Genomic DNA, 17,310 nt, shown 5'->3' with positions numbered 1-17,310 from the left:
TTGCCACGATGTCCGCACCCCGCCACGTACTCGAAGATCGGATCGGTCGTCCGATCCGCCCACGAGGCGGAGACGGTGGCGTCAGATCCGTACCCGTGGCGGCGGGGGGCCGTCCGGGTGAAGCAGGAGGCGAGGCGGGGTCGTTGGAGCAGAGTCGGCGTGCGGCCGGGTCAGCGGGGCAGTGGGGGCAGTCGGGCAAGGGGGTGGAACGTCGGGAGCCGCGGGAGGGTACCGGTCGTGGCGATCGGCCGGGTGGCGCCGGCCGAACGGACCGGACAGCCGGTCCGGGGCGCGCGGACCGTACGGCTCGATCGGGAACCGCCGCGAGATCGCGGCCGCTGGTCGGCCGTGAGCGCGAGATGGCACTGCTGAGGTCGGCCGTCGCCGGGTGCGCCGGCGGTGCGTCGGCGTTGGTCGAGATCACGGGGGATCCCGGACTGGGCAAGACGCGGATGCTGGCCGAACTCGGCGTGCTGGCCCGTGCCGAGGGACTTGTGACGCTCGCGGGCCGGGCCTCGGAGTTCGAGCGCCGGCGCGTGTCCGGGGCGTTCGCCGATGCCGGCCTGCGAGCCGACGGCCTCCCCGACGACCAGGGCACTTCATCAGGCTCGGCGCCGGAATGGCCGCTCACGGGAGCCTGGGACAACGAGACCGGAGCGCTCCTCGAACTGGTGCTGGGCCGTGGCGACGGTACACACGCGGTGCTGGCCCCGCCCTCCGGCGGCGAGCGGGACCCTCTGCGCCACGCTGTCACCGGGGCGCTCACCACCGCGGACCGCGGTCGCGGGATCCTGCTCTGTCTCGACGATCTGCACTGGGCCGACGACGGCACACTCGAACTGCTGCACCATGTGCTGCGGCAACCGCCCCCGGCGCCGCTCGTCCTGGCGTGCGGCTACCGGCTGCGGCAGGCACAGCCGAAGCTCATCGCCTCCCTCCGTGCGGCTGCCGCGCGGTACCGCACGGTCAGCGTCCCGCTCGCCCCGCTGGAGCGGCAGTCCTGTGACGCCCTGCTCGGCACGGGGCTCCTGCCCGCTGAGAGGGACCGGCTGTACACGGCCGGTGGTGGCAATCCCTTCTATCTGGAGGTGATGAGCGAGCTGGCCGCCGCAGGCCCCGGTCCCGACGGCTTCCCGGGGCTTCCTGTCTCCCTGCGGGCGGCGCTGGCCCGCGACTGCGCGCTGCTGACCGACGAGCAGCTGTGTGTGCTGCGCGCAGCCGCCGTGCTCGGCGATCCCTTCGACCCGCTGCTCCTGGCTCCTGTCGCCGCCCTGCCGTCCCCTGCCGCACTGGGGGCACTGGACGGCCTCGCCAGCAGGGACCTCGTCAGGTGCGTGAGCACACCCGGGCAGCGAGGGCAGCGGGAGAACACCCGCCAGCTGCTCCGGTTCAGGCACCCGCTGCTGCGCGACGTGGTGTCATGGGAGACACCGCCAGGCTGGCGGCTGGCCGCCAACCGGCGGGCCGATCACGCGTTGCGCCGCAGTGGGGCGGGGCCGGTGGAGCGCGCGCCGTATGTCGCGCGTTCGGCCCGGGTGGGCGACGGTGAAGCGGTCCGGATCCTGTCCGAAGCGGCGACGCTGACGCTCCACACGGCACCGTCGATGGCGGGGCAGTGGCTGCGTACGGCCCTGGACCTGTGCGCCACACGGCGCGACGGGGACACGGCCCTCGAACGCCTCGGTCTGCTGCTCGGACTGGCCCGTGCCAGCGGAATGACCGGTGACCTCGCAACCAGCCGCGACGCTCTTGCCCGGGCCCTGGAACTCGTCCCGGACGACCGGCCTGACCAGCGCATACCGATCGCGGTGCTGCGTGGGGTCGTCGAGCGCGTGCTCGGCAGCCCCCGCGCGGCGGTGCGCGTCCTCGAGGAGGAACTGGCCCACTGGCTGGCGGAGGATCCGCGCCCCGACCCCCTGCGGCTGCAACTCGCCACGGTGGGCATGGCCCTGGGTCGGTACGGCGAGGCCGACGCCCAGCTCCGAACGCTCCTCGCCCGCAGCCCCGCCCCGACCGATCCCAGGACCCGTACGGCGGTCGCCGTCTGCCGGGCCCTGGGGGCCGCCCACCGCGGCGGGACCGCCGCCCTGCGGCACTGCGCCACGGAGGCGGCCACGTCGATCGACGCCATGGGCGACATGGAGCTGGAGACCTTCCTCGACGAGGTCGGCCAGTTGGGGCTGGCCGAGCTGCTGGCCGGGCGCCATGACGATGCCGTACGGCATCTGGGCCGTGGTGTGCGGGTCGCACGGCGGACCGGGCAGACGTTCGTGCTGCCGTACCTGCTGGTGCACCGGGCGCACGCCCAGCTGGCGACCGGCGATCTCGACGGCGCACTGGCGTCGGCGTCGGACGCCGAGGAGACCGCCCGGATGATCGAACGGACGGAGTTCACCGGCCACGCACTTGCCCTGCGTGCGGCGGTGACGGCGGTACGGTGCGGCCCGACCGCCGCGATTCCCGAGGTCGAGCAGGCCCTTGGCGCGGTCAGCCGGTACGGTCGGATGTGGGAGCTGTCGGTGTCTTTACTCGCGCCGCTCCGGCTCGACCAGAACCGTCCCGACGAGTGCCTGGAACTGCTGCGGACCCTCGTGGCGGCGGACGTCCCCCCGGCGACGTACACGCTGCGGCCCATGTGGTGGGCCATGGCCGCCCGGGCCGCGGCGGCCACGGGCGATCTGCGGGCGGCCCGCGCCCGGGCGGCCCGGGCGGCGGCCGCCGAGTCCGCGGACCTGCCGGGGCGGCGAGGCTACGGCGCGCTCGCCCGGGCCGCCGCAGTCCACGACGACGCCGACGCCGCCGCCGAGGCGTCAGCCGAAGCCGCCGAACACTTCGCCGCCGGTGGCCTCGTCATCGCCGAGTGCCGTGCCCGCCTGCTTCTCGGGCACCACCTCGCCGCCGGCCGCCGCCTGGAGGCGGCCGCCGGCGCCGTCGGCCGGGCCAAGCAGCTCGCCGACGCCCTCGGGGCACCGCACCTCGGCGCGCTCGCCGTGGACGCCCAGCGCCGCATCGGCGCCCGAAAGCCCCGCGACGGCCACCGGGACCCCCTCGGCATCCTGCTGTCGGAGCAGGAGCGCCGTATCTCGGAGCTGGCGGCCCGCGGATTCACCAACACCCGGATCGCGGCCGATCTCTTCATCTCGGCCAAGACCGTCGAGGGCCACCTCACCCGGATCTTCCGGAAGCTGCACATCACCTCGCGTGCGGCGCTGCCGGTGGTGCTCGCGGACCTGCCGGAACTGTCCTCCCTCTGAGACCACCGGGCGGTGCGGGGCGCCACCGGTCCGTGGACCGGCCGCCCCGCACCGCCCCGCGGTCGAACGGCCGTCAACCGCAACGACGACCCGTGTTGATGCAGGCCACGGCCTGCTTCATCAGCGCGTCGGTCATCGCGTTGATGAAGTCACCGTGGTCGGTGACGGGCTTGTGGAGCGATTCGGGGAAGCTGTCGATGGCGAAACTCTTGGAACCCGCGAGTCCGTTGTAGGTGATGCGCTGGACCAGTTGGGGAATCGCCCGGAACCCGGCGGGACACCGGCCCCGCGCGTCGGCGAACGCGACGTGCGAGCGGTGGTTGGCACTGTCGGTGTTCCTGCCGTCCCAGCAGCTCTGGAACTTGGCCACCCGGACCAGCCTGCTGCCCCGCGGGCAGACGGGGTACTTGTCCTTCAGCTCCACGCGCTTCTCGAATCCGGTGCAGGTGAAGCGGGCGTTGGCGTTGGCTCCGCCGTTGGCGTTGGCCTTGGCGTCTCCGGTGATGATGCGCAGGAAGCGTGGCATCGCGACCACTTTGGAACGCGGATTGCCGACGAACTCGAGGCTGACCACCGCGGGGGTGAGGATCCTGCCGGTGTTGCCCTCGGCACCGCCGCCCGGCTTGTCGGCGTCGGACCGCTGGACGCCGCGCCGGTCCCGCAGCACTGGCCAGTAGTAGGTCGACTGGTCACCATTGGTGCAGGTCGTCCTGCTGGCGGCCAGGGATGTGTTGCTGGTGAAGCCGTCCACGCCGATCGCGCCCACGTAGTCGTGGGTGTGGTGGGCGCCGTTGGACACTCCGGGCGCCACGATGACGTTGTCGGAGTTGAACAGGCCCCGCGCGTTCACCCCGCACCGCGACCGGAAGCTGCCCGTGGACGCCCCCTGGCCGCCCCACGCCTTCCGCACGTTCGGGGCGACCTTGGTGATGTCCACGAAGTCGTCCGGTGACGGGCCCGAAGGCGGCTGCTGCGCGGCCTGACCGGGTGGCACCTGCACGCCCTCGCCCACGGCCTTCGCCTGGTCCGCACCCGGTGCGCCGGTCGCACAGGCCGCCAGTCTCTGCAGGTTCTGTGGCCGCTCGGCTCCGGCACGTTCGACGGCTATCTCGATCCGCTCGAGGGCGGCGGAGCGTTGGGACCACAGCGGTCCCAGGACGCTGCGCGGGGCGACGCCCTCACCGGAGTGGAGGCGCGCATCTGCCGCCGCGACGTCGCGCCGCATCGTGTCGAGCTCGCGGTGTACGTCCGCTCGGGCCTCTGCGGGGATGACCGGCAGCCGGTCCCGCACCGAAGGACAGACGACTCCGGCGCGCTGGATCCCGGCGCTGCCGGCGTTGGCCGCGGCGTTGACGGCCACCAGGCCACCACCGCCCAGTACCAGTCCCGCCATGGCGATGAAGGCCTTGCGGCGGGCGCGGTTCACCTTGTGCCGCTGTTTCATGGAGTGCGCTCACTTTCTGTCGTGCCCGACCGTCCCCGGGTGGAGTTCCCGGATGACGGGCCCCCGCTGGCGGTTCACTCTGGCAACACGCGTTCCGGATCCGCCCCACACACCCCGGGCGCGTCACAGACTCGTAAGGTGTTCGCCCGGGTACCGCGGCCGCTCGCGGCATTCCCGCCGAGCAAGGCCGGCTCCCGTTGAGCAAGGTCGTCCGCGCGTACGTACTCCCGGGCAGCAAGCCATCTCCGGAGGACCCCCCATGGCCGAAGCCGGCAGCAATGTCACCGAGCTCTTCCGCGCGTCCACGGCGCACAGCCCTTCGTACTTCACCCTCAGCAGGGCGGGGGCGGCCGGGCACGGCGGAGCGGGGGACGGACCGGGGATCACTGACTTCTGCATCCCCTGCAACCCGTACTTCCCGACGCCCGCGATGTTCGACGACCTGGGCGACCGGCTGCGGGACATCCTCACGTACTACCCGAGCAGCGCGGACACCATCACCGCGGAGCTGTGCTCGGTCCTCGGCCTCAATCCGCAGACGGTCGCCATGGGCAACGGCTCGACCGAGCTGATCACCTGGATCGACCATCTGCTGGTGCGCGAGTCGCTCGCGGTCCCGGTGCCGACCTTCGGCCGTTGGACGGACCAGCCGATGGAGACGGGCAAGCGGGTCGACATGTTCCCCCTGCCCGAGACGAACGGGTTCGCTCTCGACCCGGCGTCGTTCGTGGACTTCGTGCGCAGCCGCGGTTCCCGTACGGCCGTGATCTGCAACCCCAACAACCCGGACGGCGGCCTGCTGCCCCGGCACGGGGTCCTGGCTCTGCTGGACCAGCTCCAGGACCTGGATCTCGTCGTGGTGGACGAGTCGTTCCTGGAGTTCGCGGACGCGGAGGCGGACTCCAGTGTGGTCGCCGACGCGGTACTGCGTCCCAACACGATCGTGCTGCGCAGTCTCGGCAAGAACTTCGGCCTGCACGGTGTGCGCTTCGGCTATCTGGTCGCCAACCCGGGTCTCGCGGGGCGGATTCGGGCCGCGCTGCCGAAGTGGAACCTCAACTCCTTCGCTGAGACAGTGGTCTTCATGCTGAAGGAGCACCAGACGGAGTACACGCAGAGTCTGCGTCTGGTGCAGCGCGACCGCCAGGAGATGATCTGGCAGCTCAGCCGGCTGCCAGGGCTCACGGTCTACCCCTCGCAGGGCAACTTCGTGTACGTGCGGCGGCCCGAGGGGGTCGACGGGGCGGCGCTGCGTGACCGGCTGCTTGAGGAGCACGGCGTGCTGGTGCGGGAGTGCGGCAACAAGATCGGCAGTTCGAGCCGCTATCTGCGTCTCGTGGTGCGGCCCCAGCCCGATGTGCAGCGGCTGGTGGCAGGTCTGGAGCGCACGATGTACGCAGCGCCGCAGGCCCCGACGCAGCGGCCGGCCGCGGTGCAGGCACAGGGGCCGGCGCTCGTGCCGTATCAGGGACCGGTACCGGTACCCGCGTCGCAGGGCCCCGGTCCGATGCCCGCGCTGGCGCTGCCCTACGGTGCGTACGGCTCGGGCACGGCCGCCGTCGACCGGCTGGTGAGCGGGGCCTGATTCCTGCGCCCGCGGGGTCCGGGGAATCCGGTTGCCCGGCACCTGCGGCCTCTGCTGAGGTGGCCGGATGGATCGTGAGGGGATACTGGCGCGCTACGACCTCCAGATGCGCCGGCACGCACCGGCCGACGGGCCCGGGGCGCGGGTGGAACGGGTGGGTGACGTGGTGCGGCACACCGCCGCCACCGGCGACGACGGCTGGAACGGGATCGTCTGGTCGGACCTGGCCGCGTCCACGGCGGACGCGGCCATCGCCGAGCAGCTGCGGTACTTCGACGCGCTCGGGCGGGAGTTCGAGTGGAAGGTGTACGGGCACGACCGGCCCGGAGATCTCGCGGAACGGTTGACCGCGGCCGGGTTCGTACCCGATGCGGAGGAGACCCTGCTGGTCGCCGGCACTCACGCGCTCACGGCCGGTACGGGTGCGCCGGAGGGGGTGGAGCTGCGGGAGGTGACCGACGCGGCCGGTGTCGGCCTCGTGGCCCGGGTCCACGAGCGGGTGTTCGGCACGGACGCTTCCGGGCTGCGCGGCCGTCTGCTGGCCCAGCTCGATGCTCCGCAGCCCACGATGGCGGTGGTCCTGGCGATGGCCGGGCAGGAGCCGGTGGCGTCCTCGCGGGTGGACCTGCCGGTGGGACGGGACTTCGCCGGACTGTACGGCGGTGGCACGCTGGCCGAGTGGCGGGGTCGGGGAATCTACCGGGCCATGGTCCACTTCCGGGCCCGGATCGCGGCGGCCCGTGGCCACCGTCTCCTCCAGGTGGACGCGCTGCCCACGAGCCGGCCGGTACTTCGGCGCCTGGGCTTCACCGCACTGGGCCCGACGACGCCGTACGTCCACCTGCCGCGGCCGGTGGCGACCCGCAGCGACTGAGGCCGGTGCGGGTCCCGCGTCGCGGCCATTGCCCCGGCAGGTCTTCTGCCTTGAAGCACCTCGACAATGGCCCCGCCGGTGACCGGGCCGACGGCCATGCTCAGTCCGAAGACCGAGGCCCAGACGCCGATCGCCTGCGCACGCTCTCTGGGGTCGGGCATCGCGTTCACCACGATCGCGAGGGCCACGGGGCTGAGCATCGAGGCGCCGATGCCCTGGACGCCGCGGGCCGCGACCAGCGCGCCCACCGACGGGGCCACCGCGCAGAGCAACGAGGCCGCACCGAACACCACCAGTCCGGTCCGGAACACCCGCCGGCGTCCGAGGCGGTCCGCCAGCGCGCCGGAGGAGATCAGGCATCCGGCCAGGGCGATGGTGTACGCGTCCACGGTCCACTCGAGACCGCGCGTCCCGACGCCCAGTCCTCGCCCGATGGACGGAAGGCCCACGTTGACGATGGTGGTGTCGAGACCCACCAGGAACATGCTCAGGCAGCAGACGGCCAGCACCGTCCAGCGCCGGCGCGCGCTCAGCACGGGCGGGGAAGGGGGAGTCGCGGTCATCACGGTCGCGGTCACGGTCTGCCTCACACATCCGGGAGTACGGAAGTACCTGCCCGGCAAGGCTCGGTCAGGCCGACGGCCCCCGACGAGGACGTTTGCGGAAACCGCAAGGAGGTGCACACTGGATCCCGTGGACGCGGAGCTGGAGCAGATCATCGACGGCATCGGCCCACGGCTGCGTACGCTGCGCCGGGACCGAGGACTCACCCTGGAGGCCCTGGCGGCCACCACCGGCATCTCGGTGAGCACACTGTCCCGTCTCGAGTCGGGCATTCGGCGCCCGACACTGGACCTGCTCATCCCGCTCGCACGGGCGCACCGTGTCGCACTCGACCAGTTGGTGGCCGCACCGGCCACCGGTGACCCCCGGGTGCATCTGACGCCGCGGCGCAGACGTGACGGCAGCGTCGTCGTGCCCCTGACCCAGTACCCGGGCCGGGTACAGGTGTTCAAGCAGGTGCTGGCTCCCCGCAAGCGGAATCCGAAGCTGGTGACGCACGAGGGTTACGAATGGCTCTATGTCCTCGCCGGCGAGCTGCATCTCATCATCGGGGACCGCGAGTCCACGCTCCGCCCCGGTGAGGCCGCCGAGTTCGACACGAGGGAACCACACTGGTTCGGTCCGGCAACCGACTCGGCCGTGGAGATCCTGCATCTGTTCGGACCACGGGGCGACCAGGCCGTCGTCCGCGCCGACGCCTCGGCCGGCGACCCCGTGACGGCGACCGCCCCACCGTACTCACCGCCCGTCGCGTCCTGACCCTTTCCGTACGGAGAGGGCGCAGCATCCTCTCGTACGCACCGGACGCACCGTCACCCCGTGGACAGCCCCGCCGCCGCGCGGGCCAGGGCCTGGAGGACCGTGCTGAGCAGCGGATGCGTCTCGGCGCCCCGGCGCACCGCCGCGAAGACCCGCCGGGTGGCGGCGGGGCCCTCCACGGGACGGACCACCGTGTCCTTGAGCTCCATTCCGCGCAGTGCGGACCGCGGCACGAGGGCCACTCCCGCGCCCGCGCCCGCGAGGGCCACGACGGCGCGGAAGTCGTCGGACGAGTGGGTGATCCGGGGTTCGAAGCCGGCGAGCTCGCAGGCACGGAGCATCACGTCATGGCAGGGGTTGCCGGGGTACTGGCCGATCCAGTCGCTGTCGGCCAGGTCGGCGAGCCGCACACGCGGGGCGTCGGCCAGCGGGTGGCCGCAGTGCAGCACGGCGTCGAAGGGCTCGGCGTAGAGCGGGACGCGGGCGAGACGGCGGTCGCTCTCGCGGGGCGCGCCGCGGTACTCGACCGCGAGTGCGAGATCGGCCTCGCCGTCCAGCACCATGGGCAGGCTCGCGTCGCCTTCGGCGTCCCTGACCCTGACCCGGATGCCGGGGTGCTCGTCGGCGAGGCGCCCGATCGCGGGGGCCAGCACCTCGGCGATACCGGTCGCGAAGGAGGCGACGGTGACCTCGCCGACCGCGCCGCCCTCGTACGCCGCCAGCTCCGCCTCGGCCCGTTCGAGCTGTGCGAGCACGGTGTGGGCGTGGCCGAGCAGGATCTCGCCCGCGGCGGTGAGCCGCACTCCGCGTCCGCTGCGGATGAGCAGCGTGTGGCCGCTCTCCTGTTCCAGCGCCGTCAGCTGCTGGGAGACGGCCGATGGGGTCAGATAGAGCGCTGCGGCCGCGGCGGTCACCGTACGGTGGTCCGCCACGGCACGCAGAATGCGGAGCCTGCGCGGGTCGATCACCCAGCCATTGTCGCCCGGGCGTCGACGAAGGCGGCAATCGCCCGCTCCACGTCCTCGGTGGAGTGCGCGGCGGAGAGCTGCACGCGGATCCGCGCCTGGCCCATCGGCACCACCGGGTAGGAGAAGCCGATCACGTACACCCCGCGCTCCAGGAGCAGCTCGGCCATGCGGCTGGCCTCGGCCGCGTCACCGATCATGACCGGGGCGATCGGGTGGTCGCCGGGCAGGACCTCGAAGCCCGCCTCGGTCATCTTCGAGCGGAACAGCGCCGTGTTCGCGGCGAGCTTCTCGCGCAGGTCACCGGCCGATTCGAGCAGGTCGAGCACCTTGAGCGAGGCGGCGGCGATGACCGGGGCGAGGGAGTTCGAGAACAGGTACGGGCGGGAGCGCTGACGCAGCAGCTCCACGATCTCGGCGCGGGCCGCGACATAGCCGCCGGACGCGCCGCCGAGGGCCTTGCCGAGGGTGCCGGTGATGATGTCGACCCGGTCCATGACGCCGTGCAGCTCGGGGGTGCCCCGGCCGCCGGGGCCCACGAAGCCGACGGCGTGCGAGTCGTCCACCATGACCATGGCGTCGTAGCGGTCGGCGAGATCGCAGATCTCGGACAGCGGGGCGACATAGCCGTCCATGGAGAACACCCCGTCGGTGACGATCAGCTTGCGCCGCGCACCGCTCTCGGAGGCCTCCTTCAGCCTGGCCTCGAGCTCGGCCATGTCGCGGTTGGCGTACCGGTAGCGGGCCGCCTTGGACAGGCGGATGCCGTCGATGATGCTGGCGTGGTTGAGGGCGTCGGAGATGACGGCGTCCTCGGCGCCGAGCAGGGTCTCGAAGACTCCGCCGTTGGCGTCGAAGCAGGAGGAGTAGAGGATCGTGTCCTCCTGCCCGAGGAAGGCGGAGAGCCGGCTCTCCAGTTCCTTGTGGACCTCCTGGGTGCCGCAGATGAAGCGTACGGACGCCATGCCGTAGCCCCAGCGGTCCAGGGCATCCTTGCCCGCGGTGATGATCTCGGGGTGGTCGGCGAGCCCGAGGTAGTTGTTGGCGCAGAAGTTCAGCACCTCGCCGGGCACACCGCCCGCGGTGACGGCCACGGAGGCGGACTGGGGGGTGCCGATGACGCGCTCGGGCTTGTGGAGCCCGGCGGCGCGGATCTCGTCGAGAGTGGCGCGGAGGTCGTCGCGTACGGACGCGTACATGTGTGGGTCTCCCTGATGGCGGGGGCTGCGGGCGGATGCTGTGGGGCCGGACGGGCCTTCGGTGGGTGGTGAGGCCGGCGAGTGATCCGAAGGGGTGCGCGGGTACCGAAAGGGAGAGCGCCCACGGCCCCCCCGGAGTACGAGGGGGCCGAGCACGCTCGGCCGTCGGCGCACGCTCAGAGCGCCCCGAGGAGAACCGACCCCAGGAATCATGCCGTCCAGTCGAGGATGATCTTGCCGCTGCGGGCGGTGGCGGCCTCGTCGAAGGCCGCTTCGAAGTCCTGGTACCCGTAGGTGCCGGTGATCACGGGGCTGAGATCGAGTCCGCCCTCCAGGAGGACCGTCATCGCGTACCAGGTCTCGAACATCTCACGGCCGTAGATGCCCTTGATCGTGATCATCGAGGTGACGATCCTGGACCAGTCGACGGCGAACTCCTGTGCGGGCAGACCCAGCATCGCGATCCGGCCGCCGTGGGTCATGTTGTCGATCATGTCGCGGACCGCCTCGGGGCGGCCCGACATCTCCAGGCCGACGTCGAAGCCCTCTTTCAGACCGAGGGTGCGCTGCGCCTCGGCGATGCTGGACTCGGCGACATTGACCGCGAGGGTGGCGCCCACCTTGCGGGCCAGTTCGAGGCGCGGCTCGCTCACGTCCGTGATCACGACGCTGCGGGCGCCGGCGTGGCGGGCGACGACCGCCGCCATGACACCGATCGGGCCCGCTCCGGTGATCAGGACGTCCTCGCCGACCAGGGGGAAGGAGAGCGCGGTGTGCACGGCGTTGCCGAACGGGTCGAAGATCGCGGCGACGTCCAGATCGACGTGGGTGCGGTGCACCCAGACATTGGACGCGGGCAGCGACACGTACTCGGCGAACGCCCCATCGCGTCCGACGCCGAGCCCGACCGTGCTGCGGCAGAGATGGCGACGGCCAGCCAGGCAATTGCGGCACTTGCCGCAGACGAGGTGACCCTCTCCGCTGACCAGGTCACCGACGGCGATGTCCTGCACGTCGGACCCGATCGCCGCGACCTCACCGACGAACTCGTGTCCGATGACGAGCGGGGTGGTGATCGTCTGCTGCGCCCAGCCGTCCCAGGAGCGGATATGCAGGTCGGTGCCGCAGATGCCGGTACGGAGCACCTTGATCAGCACATCACCGGAGCCGTACTCCGGCTCGGGTACGTCCATGAGCCACAGCCCGGGCTCGGCGTGCTGCTTGACGAGTGCCTTCATGGTGCGGCTCCAGGCATTGCGGGGCGGGACGTGTTCCGACCAGGCACGACGCTGAGATCGTTCCGGTCAGGCAACGGGCTCCAATCTGCCGACCTTGGACCGTGCAGTCCATCGAGGATTTCTTAAGCGGACCCACAGGAGATCTTCACGCGCTCGCCGTCCGGCCAGGCGCGGGCGATCGGACGCCCGTCCAACTCGCCTGCGTGGAAAGGGCCCTGCGCCGTGTCCTGGTCAGGGCCGCGGCGCCTGGAGGAGCCGGGTGGTACGGCCCGGGCGCGGTACTCCGTGCGGGTGGCGCACATGGCCCGGCCCCCGGGTCCGTCATGAGTCGGGATCGTCCAGGAACGCGGCGACGGCGCGGCGGAACGCCTCGGGGTCGTCCACCCAGGGGTAATGCCCCGCACCCGCCTGGACGACCGTCCTGGCGTGCGGGAACAGTGCGGCGAGCTCGGCCGCGCGGGCGGGCGTGGGGCCGCCGTCGTACTGGCCCGCGAGCACCAGCACGGGTGCGTCGAGCGCCTCGAGCGCCCGTACGGTGGCGGGCGGGTCGAAAGCGCCGTCCGCGTAGTAGACACCTCGCGCCTGGTGGTTCGACTGGTGGGCGTCGGCCGCGGCGTGCGCCTGGGCGGCGGCGTCCCAGCGGCCGTACATGAAGGGCACGATGTCGGACCAGAGGTCGTCCAGCGCGCCGCCGCCGAGGAACGCCTCCCACGCCGCCCGTCCGGTCTCGTACCAGGGTTCGCCCTCGCGCAGGGCGATGGCATCGCGCCAATCCTGCTCGGTGGCCTCGATGCCGACGGCGCGGGTGCCGGGGGTGACGAGGGTCAGGGTGCGTACCCGCAGCGGGTGGGCTGCCGCGTACAGCTCGGCGAGGTTGCCGGACGCCGAGTGCCCGAGGATGTCGACGCGGTCCAGTCGCAGATGCTCGCGCAGCGCCTCCACGTCGTCGGCCAGCCGGTCGCAGCGGTACGTCCCGGGGTCGGACGGCATGGCCGAGTCCCCGGTGCCCCTCAGGTCCAGCCGGACGAGGCGGCGGTGGGCGCCGAGACCACCGAGGTCGCCGAGGTAGGCGGAGGCCCGCATCGGGCCACCGGGCAGACAGATCAGCGGCTCGCCCGTCCCTTCGAGGTGGTAGGCGAGCGCGGTCCCGTCGTATGCGCTGAACACCGGCATAACGCGATCCTCGCCGTGGCTCAGCGATCACGCCAGCGCAGCCCGCTCCCGGAGTCTTGACCCGCGGCCGGGTGCCTGGATTACTGATCCCGAACGGATCGACCGAATGATCGGTCGTCGACCTGGCCGGACAAGGGAGTCCTTCGCATGGCCGATCCGACGCACGCGACGCCACCGCCCGCGGACCTGCTGGACACCGGGGAGCGGCTGAGCCGCGAGGAACTGGGGGCGCTCCAGCTTGAGCGGCTGCGGGCGACCCTGCGCCACGCGTACGAGAACGTCGGCTTCTACCGCGAGTCGTTCGACAAAGCCGGGCTCGGGCCCGGCGACTGCCGCTCCCTGGCGGACCTGGCCCGTTTCCCCTTCACCACGAAGGCCGACCTGCGGGACCACTACCCCTTCGGGATGTTCGCTGTCGAGCAGTCGCGGGTGCGGCGCGTGCACGCCTCCAGCGGCACGACGGGGCGGCCCACCGTGGTCGGCTACACCGACCGCGATCTCGACACCTGGGCGGACGTGGTGGCCCGCTCGATCCGCGCGGCGGGCGGGCGTCCCGGGCACAAGGTCCATGTCGCCTACGGCTACGGGCTGTTCACGGGCGGGCTGGGCGCGCACTACGGCGCGGAGCGGCTCGGCTGCACGGTCATCCCGGCGTCGGGCGGGATGACGGCCCGCCAGGTCCAGCTGATCCAGGACTTCCGGCCCGAGATCATCATGGTGACACCGTCGTACATGCTGACCCTGCTCGACGAGTTCGAACGGCAGGGCGTCGACCCCCGGTCGACCTCGCTCAAGGTGGGGATATTCGGCGCGGAGCCGTGGACCGAGGAGATGCGGCGGGAGATCGAGGAGCGGTTCGGCATCGACGCCGTGGACATCTACGGGCTTTCCGAGGTGATCGGGCCGGGTGTGGCCCAGGAGTGCGTGGAGACCAAGGACGGGCTGCACATCTGGGAGGACCACTTCTATCCGGAGGTCGTGGACCCCTTCACGGGTGAGGTGCTGCCGGACGGCGAGGAGGGCGAGCTGGTGTTCACCTCGCTCACCAAGGAGGCCATGCCGGTGATCCGCTACCGGACCCGGGATCTGACCAGGCTGCTGCCGGGGACGTCCCGGGTGTTCCGGCGCATGGAGAAGGTGACCGGACGCAGCGACGACATGATCATCCTGCGGGGCGTGAACCTCTTCCCGACCCAGATCGAGGAGATCGTGCTGCGTACGCCGGGTGTCGCCCCGCACTTCCAGCTGCGGCTGGCGAGGGAGGGCCGGATGGACACGCTGACCGTGCGGGCCGAGGCTCGCAGGGACGTGTCGTCCGGGCAGCGGACGGCCGCCGCGGGGCTGATCGCGGCGGCCGTGAAGGACACGATCGGTGTCTCGGTCGCGGTGGAGGTGGTGGATCCCGAGGCCCTGGAGCGCTCGGTCGGCAAGATCAAGCGGATCGTGGACCTCCGGTAGGGCGGCGAGGCACGCGCGGTGGCGCCGCCGGGGTCGCGAAACGTACCGGTGCGTCCACGCGACGCCCCGTCAGTCCGACAGCCGGGCGCGGAGTTCCCGCTTCAGGATCTTGCCGCTCGCATTGCGGGGCAGTTCGTCCACGAACACGATCCGCTTCGGGGCCTTGAAACCGGCGAGGCGCTCACGCGCATGGGCGAGGAGTTCGTCCTCCGTCGCCGTCGCAGGGTCGCGGAGCACGACAACGGCGGTTACGGCCTCGATCCAGCGCGGGTGCGGCAGGCCGATGACCGCGGTCTCGGCCACCGCGGGGTGGGTGTAGAGGGCGTCCTCGACCTCACGCGAGGCCACCAGCACCCCACCGGAGTTGATGACGTCCTTCACCCGGTCGACGATCGTGTAGTAGCCGTCGCCGTCGCGTACGGCGAGGTCCCCGGAGCGGAACCAGCCGTCCCGGAAGGCATCCGCGGTCTCTTCGGGCTTGTCCCAGTACCCCTGGCACAGCTGGGGTGAGCGGTAGACGATCTCGCCGGGCGTGCCCTCGGGGACGTCCCGGCCGTCCTCGTCCACGACCCTGGCCTCCACGAACCGGACGGGCCGGCCGCAGGAGGCCATCCGGCCGTCGTGTTCCTTGGGGCCGAGCACCGTGGCCAGCGGGCCGATCTCGCTCTGGCCGAAGCAGTTGTAGAAGCCGAGCCCCGGCAGCTTCTCGCGCAGTCGCTCCAGCACGGGTACCGGCATGACCGAGGCGCCGTAGTAGGCCTTGCGCAGGGCGGTCAGGTCGCGGGTGGCGAAGTCCGGGTGGCCGCTGACACCGATCCAGACCGTGGGCGGTGCGAAGAGGCTGTCCGCGCGTCCTGCCTCGACCAGGTCGAAGATCCGTGCAGGGTCGGGTGCGTCGAGGATGGTGTTCGCTGCCCCGACCGCGAGGTACGGCAGCAGGAACACATGCATCTGGGCGGAGTGGTAGAGCGGCAGCGAGTGGACGGGGCGGTCGTCCTCGTCCAGATCCAGGGCCGTGATCGCGCTGGCGTACTCGTGCACCAGCGCGCGGTGCGTCATCATCGCGCCCTTCGGCAGTGCCGTGGTGCCCGAGGTGTAGAGCAGCTGGACGAGGGCGTCGGCGCGGTTGCCGACGGCGTGGTACCTCGGCTCGGACAGGGCGTTCAGCAGGGAGTCGTCCGTGTCACGCAGGGCCCGCACGGAGAAGCCCTCGGGGACATGGCCGGTGAGTGCGGGATCGGCGAGCACGAGCGAGCTGCCCGACTGGTCCAGGAGGTAGGCGAGATCGCCACCGGTGAGGTGGTGGTTGACCGGCACGTGGACCAGCCCGGCACGCGAGCAGGCCAGGAAGGCGATGAGATAGGCGTCGGAGTTGTGTCCGTAGGTGGCGACCCGGTCCCCCGGGCCGAGGCCGTGGTCCTCCAGCACGCCGGCCGCGGTGGAGACGGCCTGGTCGAGCTGCTCGTAGGTCCAGGAACGGTCGGAGTAGCGTACGGCGATGCGGTCGGGGGCGCGCCGCGCGCTGTGGTGCACGAGGCCGTCGACGGTGCTGCTGAGGAGTCGCTCCAAGGCTGCCATGGCTGGATCCTTGGCGGCTGCGGGGCGACCGTCAAGCATGCCGCAGCACGGTCAGGGGTGGTCAGGGACTCAAGGAGAGGAAGACGAAGGCGGCGAACAGCACCAGGTGCACACCGCCTTGGAGCAGCGTGGCCCGCCCTGGCACCACCGTGAGGGCGCTGACCAGTGCGGTGAGCGCCAGCAGCACCATGTGGGTGGCGTCCTCACCGAGGATGAGCGGTCCGGGCAGCCAGATCGTCGCCAGCGCGATCACCGGGATGGTCAGGCCGATGCTGGCGATGGCGGAGCCATAGGCCAGGTTGAGGCTGGTCTGCATGCGGTCGCGGCGGGCGGCGCGCACGGCGGCCAGGGTCTCGGGCATCAGCACCATCAGGGCGATGACCACGCCGACGACCGAGTTCGGCAGTCCCGCGGAACCGACGCCCGTCTCGATGGCGGGTGACACGAGTTTGGCGTCTCCGACCACGGCCACGAGCGCCACGAAAAGCAGCCCTAGGCTCCACCAGGTCTTCCTGAGCGTGGGCGGCGGGGCGTGTTCGTCGGGGTCGCTCTCGTGCCCGTCCCGGGCGATGGGCAGGAAGTAGTCGCGGTGTCTGACGGTCTGTACGGTGACGAAGAGCCCGTACAGGCAGAGCGAGGCGATGGCGGCGAACGCCAGCTGCACCGCGGTGAACTCCGGGCCGGGGTGGCTGGTGGTGAAGGTCGGCAGGACCATGGTCATGGTGGCGAGGGTGCAGACCGTGGCCAGGGCCCCGCCCGAACCTTCGGCATGGAAGACGGCGACCCGCTTGTGCAGGGCGGTGACCAGGAGGCACAGTCCCACGATGCCGTTGCAGGTGATCATGACGGCGGCGAACACGGTGTCCCTGGCGTACGTGGACGCCTTGGCGCCGCCGCCCGCCATCAGGGTGACGACCAGGCCGACCTCGATGACGGTGACGGCCACGGCGAGTACCAGGGAGCCGAAGGGCTCCCCGACCCTGAGCGCGATGAGCTCGGCGTGGTGGACGGCCGCGAGGACCGCGCCGACCAGGCAGACGGCGACCAGCGCGACGGCGTAGCCCGGCAGGGCGCGGCCCCAGCCCAGGATGAGGGCGACCGCGGCGGCGACGGGTACCCAGGTGGTCCACTGCGCCGCCGTCACAGGTGTGCCGGTCTTCATGGGGCCACGCTGTCAGGCGGGCACCCGGCGCGCTCGGAGTGATGAGCCGATGGGGGC

12 protein-coding genes and 1 pseudogene are annotated in these 17,310 nt (G+C 71.8%); 5 read left to right on the top strand and 8 right to left on the bottom strand.

Going from position 1 to position 17,310, the window contains the following annotated elements:
- The first annotated feature begins 8 nt into the window (after positions 1-8).
- The gene (locus tag ABZ532_RS23880) at positions 9-3,254 is read left to right on the top strand and encodes an AAA family ATPase (protein ID WP_361287225.1); all 3,246 of its coding nucleotides are present in this window, start codon (positions 9-11) and stop codon (positions 3,252-3,254) included.
- 73 nt (positions 3,255-3,327) lie between these two features.
- Here ABZ532_RS23880 and ABZ532_RS23875 read toward each other — a convergent pair whose 3' ends face one another.
- The gene (locus ABZ532_RS23875) at positions 3,328-4,698 is read right to left on the bottom strand and encodes a DUF1996 domain-containing protein (protein WP_361287222.1); all 1,371 of its coding nucleotides are present in this window, start codon (positions 4,696-4,698) and stop codon (positions 3,328-3,330) included.
- A 259-nt stretch (positions 4,699-4,957) separates the two neighbouring features.
- Between ABZ532_RS23875 and ABZ532_RS23870 the strand changes: the two genes are divergently transcribed.
- Positions 4,958-6,283 (top strand): aminotransferase class I/II-fold pyridoxal phosphate-dependent enzyme, encoded by a 1,326-nt coding sequence (locus ABZ532_RS23870; RefSeq protein WP_361287219.1) that lies wholly within the window; start codon positions 4,958-4,960, stop codon positions 6,281-6,283.
- Between the two features lie 67 nt (positions 6,284-6,350).
- Entirely contained in the window at positions 6,351-7,157 is an 807-nt protein-coding gene (locus tag ABZ532_RS23865) for a GNAT family N-acetyltransferase (protein WP_361287216.1), read from the top strand.
- A gap of 62 nt (positions 7,158-7,219) precedes the next feature.
- Here the strand turns inward: ABZ532_RS23865 and ABZ532_RS23860 are convergent.
- Positions 7,220-7,642: pseudogene (locus ABZ532_RS23860) on the bottom strand (MFS transporter); the annotation flags it as partial.
- A 208-nt stretch (positions 7,643-7,850) separates the two neighbouring features.
- Here ABZ532_RS23860 and ABZ532_RS23855 point away from each other — a divergent pair.
- The gene (locus ABZ532_RS23855) at positions 7,851-8,480 is read left to right on the top strand and encodes an XRE family transcriptional regulator (RefSeq protein ID WP_361287213.1); all 630 of its coding nucleotides are present in this window, start codon (positions 7,851-7,853) and stop codon (positions 8,478-8,480) included.
- A gap of 53 nt (positions 8,481-8,533) precedes the next feature.
- Here ABZ532_RS23855 and ABZ532_RS23850 read toward each other — a convergent pair whose 3' ends face one another.
- From ABZ532_RS23850 to ABZ532_RS23835, 4 genes are all read right to left on the bottom strand, one after another.
- Positions 8,534-9,448, bottom strand: a complete 915-nt coding sequence (locus tag ABZ532_RS23850; protein ID WP_361287210.1) for a LysR family transcriptional regulator — start codon at positions 9,446-9,448, stop codon at positions 8,534-8,536.
- On the bottom strand, positions 9,445-10,644 hold the full coding sequence (locus ABZ532_RS23845) for a glycine C-acetyltransferase (RefSeq protein WP_361287207.1): 1,200 nt from the start codon (positions 10,642-10,644) through the stop codon (positions 9,445-9,447). The genes ABZ532_RS23850 and ABZ532_RS23845 overlap by 4 nt, the downstream gene beginning before the upstream one ends.
- Positions 10,645-10,853: 209 nt before the next feature.
- Positions 10,854-11,882: an L-threonine 3-dehydrogenase gene (tdh, locus tag ABZ532_RS23840; RefSeq protein ID WP_361287204.1), complete on the bottom strand. Its 1,029-nt coding sequence runs from the start codon at positions 11,880-11,882 to the stop codon at positions 10,854-10,856.
- Between the two features lie 321 nt (positions 11,883-12,203).
- A complete protein-coding gene (locus ABZ532_RS23835; RefSeq protein ID WP_361287201.1) occupies positions 12,204-13,055 on the bottom strand; it encodes an alpha/beta hydrolase in 852 nt (283 codons plus the stop codon).
- Between the two features lie 147 nt (positions 13,056-13,202).
- On the opposite strand from ABZ532_RS23835, the gene paaK reads away from it, so the two are divergent.
- Positions 13,203-14,513, top strand: coding sequence for a phenylacetate--CoA ligase PaaK (gene paaK, locus ABZ532_RS23830; RefSeq protein WP_361287198.1), 1,311 nt, complete (start codon positions 13,203-13,205; stop codon positions 14,511-14,513).
- Between the two features lie 69 nt (positions 14,514-14,582).
- Here the strand turns inward: paaK and ABZ532_RS23825 are convergent, their stop codons facing one another.
- Together ABZ532_RS23825 and ABZ532_RS23820 are read right to left on the bottom strand one after the other, a co-directional pair.
- The gene (locus tag ABZ532_RS23825; protein ID WP_361287423.1) at positions 14,583-16,082 is read right to left on the bottom strand and encodes an acyl-CoA synthetase; all 1,500 of its coding nucleotides are present in this window, start codon (positions 16,080-16,082) and stop codon (positions 14,583-14,585) included.
- 70 nt (positions 16,083-16,152) lie between these two features.
- Positions 16,153-17,253, bottom strand: a complete 1,101-nt coding sequence (locus ABZ532_RS23820; protein WP_361287195.1) for an ionic transporter y4hA — start codon at positions 17,251-17,253, stop codon at positions 16,153-16,155.
- Positions 17,254-17,310: the final 57 nt, after the last annotated feature.

Source organism: Streptomyces sp. NPDC019396 (genome assembly GCF_040632375.1).
GTDB lineage: Bacteria > Actinomycetota > Actinomycetes > Streptomycetales > Streptomycetaceae > Streptomyces.
This window is presented reverse-complemented; position numbering and strand designations above follow the sequence as displayed.

Coding starts and splice junctions, on each gene's coding strand:
- ABZ532_RS23865 (WP_361287216.1), top strand. CDS start 6,351: ATGGATCGTGAGGGGATACTGGCGCGCTACGACCTCCAGATGCGCCGG.
- ABZ532_RS23820 (WP_361287195.1), bottom strand. CDS start 17,253: ATGAAGACCGGCACACCTGTGACGGCGGCGCAGTGGACCACCTGGGTA.
- paaK (WP_361287198.1), top strand. CDS start 13,203: ATGGCCGATCCGACGCACGCGACGCCACCGCCCGCGGACCTGCTGGAC.
- ABZ532_RS23880 (WP_361287225.1), top strand. CDS start 9: ATGTCCGCACCCCGCCACGTACTCGAAGATCGGATCGGTCGTCCGATC.
- ABZ532_RS23870 (WP_361287219.1), top strand. CDS start 4,958: ATGGCCGAAGCCGGCAGCAATGTCACCGAGCTCTTCCGCGCGTCCACG.
- ABZ532_RS23845 (WP_361287207.1), bottom strand. CDS start 10,644: ATGTACGCGTCCGTACGCGACGACCTCCGCGCCACTCTCGACGAGATC.
- ABZ532_RS23835 (WP_361287201.1), bottom strand. CDS start 13,055: ATGCCGGTGTTCAGCGCATACGACGGGACCGCGCTCGCCTACCACCTC.
- ABZ532_RS23875 (WP_361287222.1), bottom strand. CDS start 4,698: ATGAAACAGCGGCACAAGGTGAACCGCGCCCGCCGCAAGGCCTTCATC.
- tdh (WP_361287204.1), bottom strand. CDS start 11,882: ATGAAGGCACTCGTCAAGCAGCACGCCGAGCCCGGGCTGTGGCTCATG.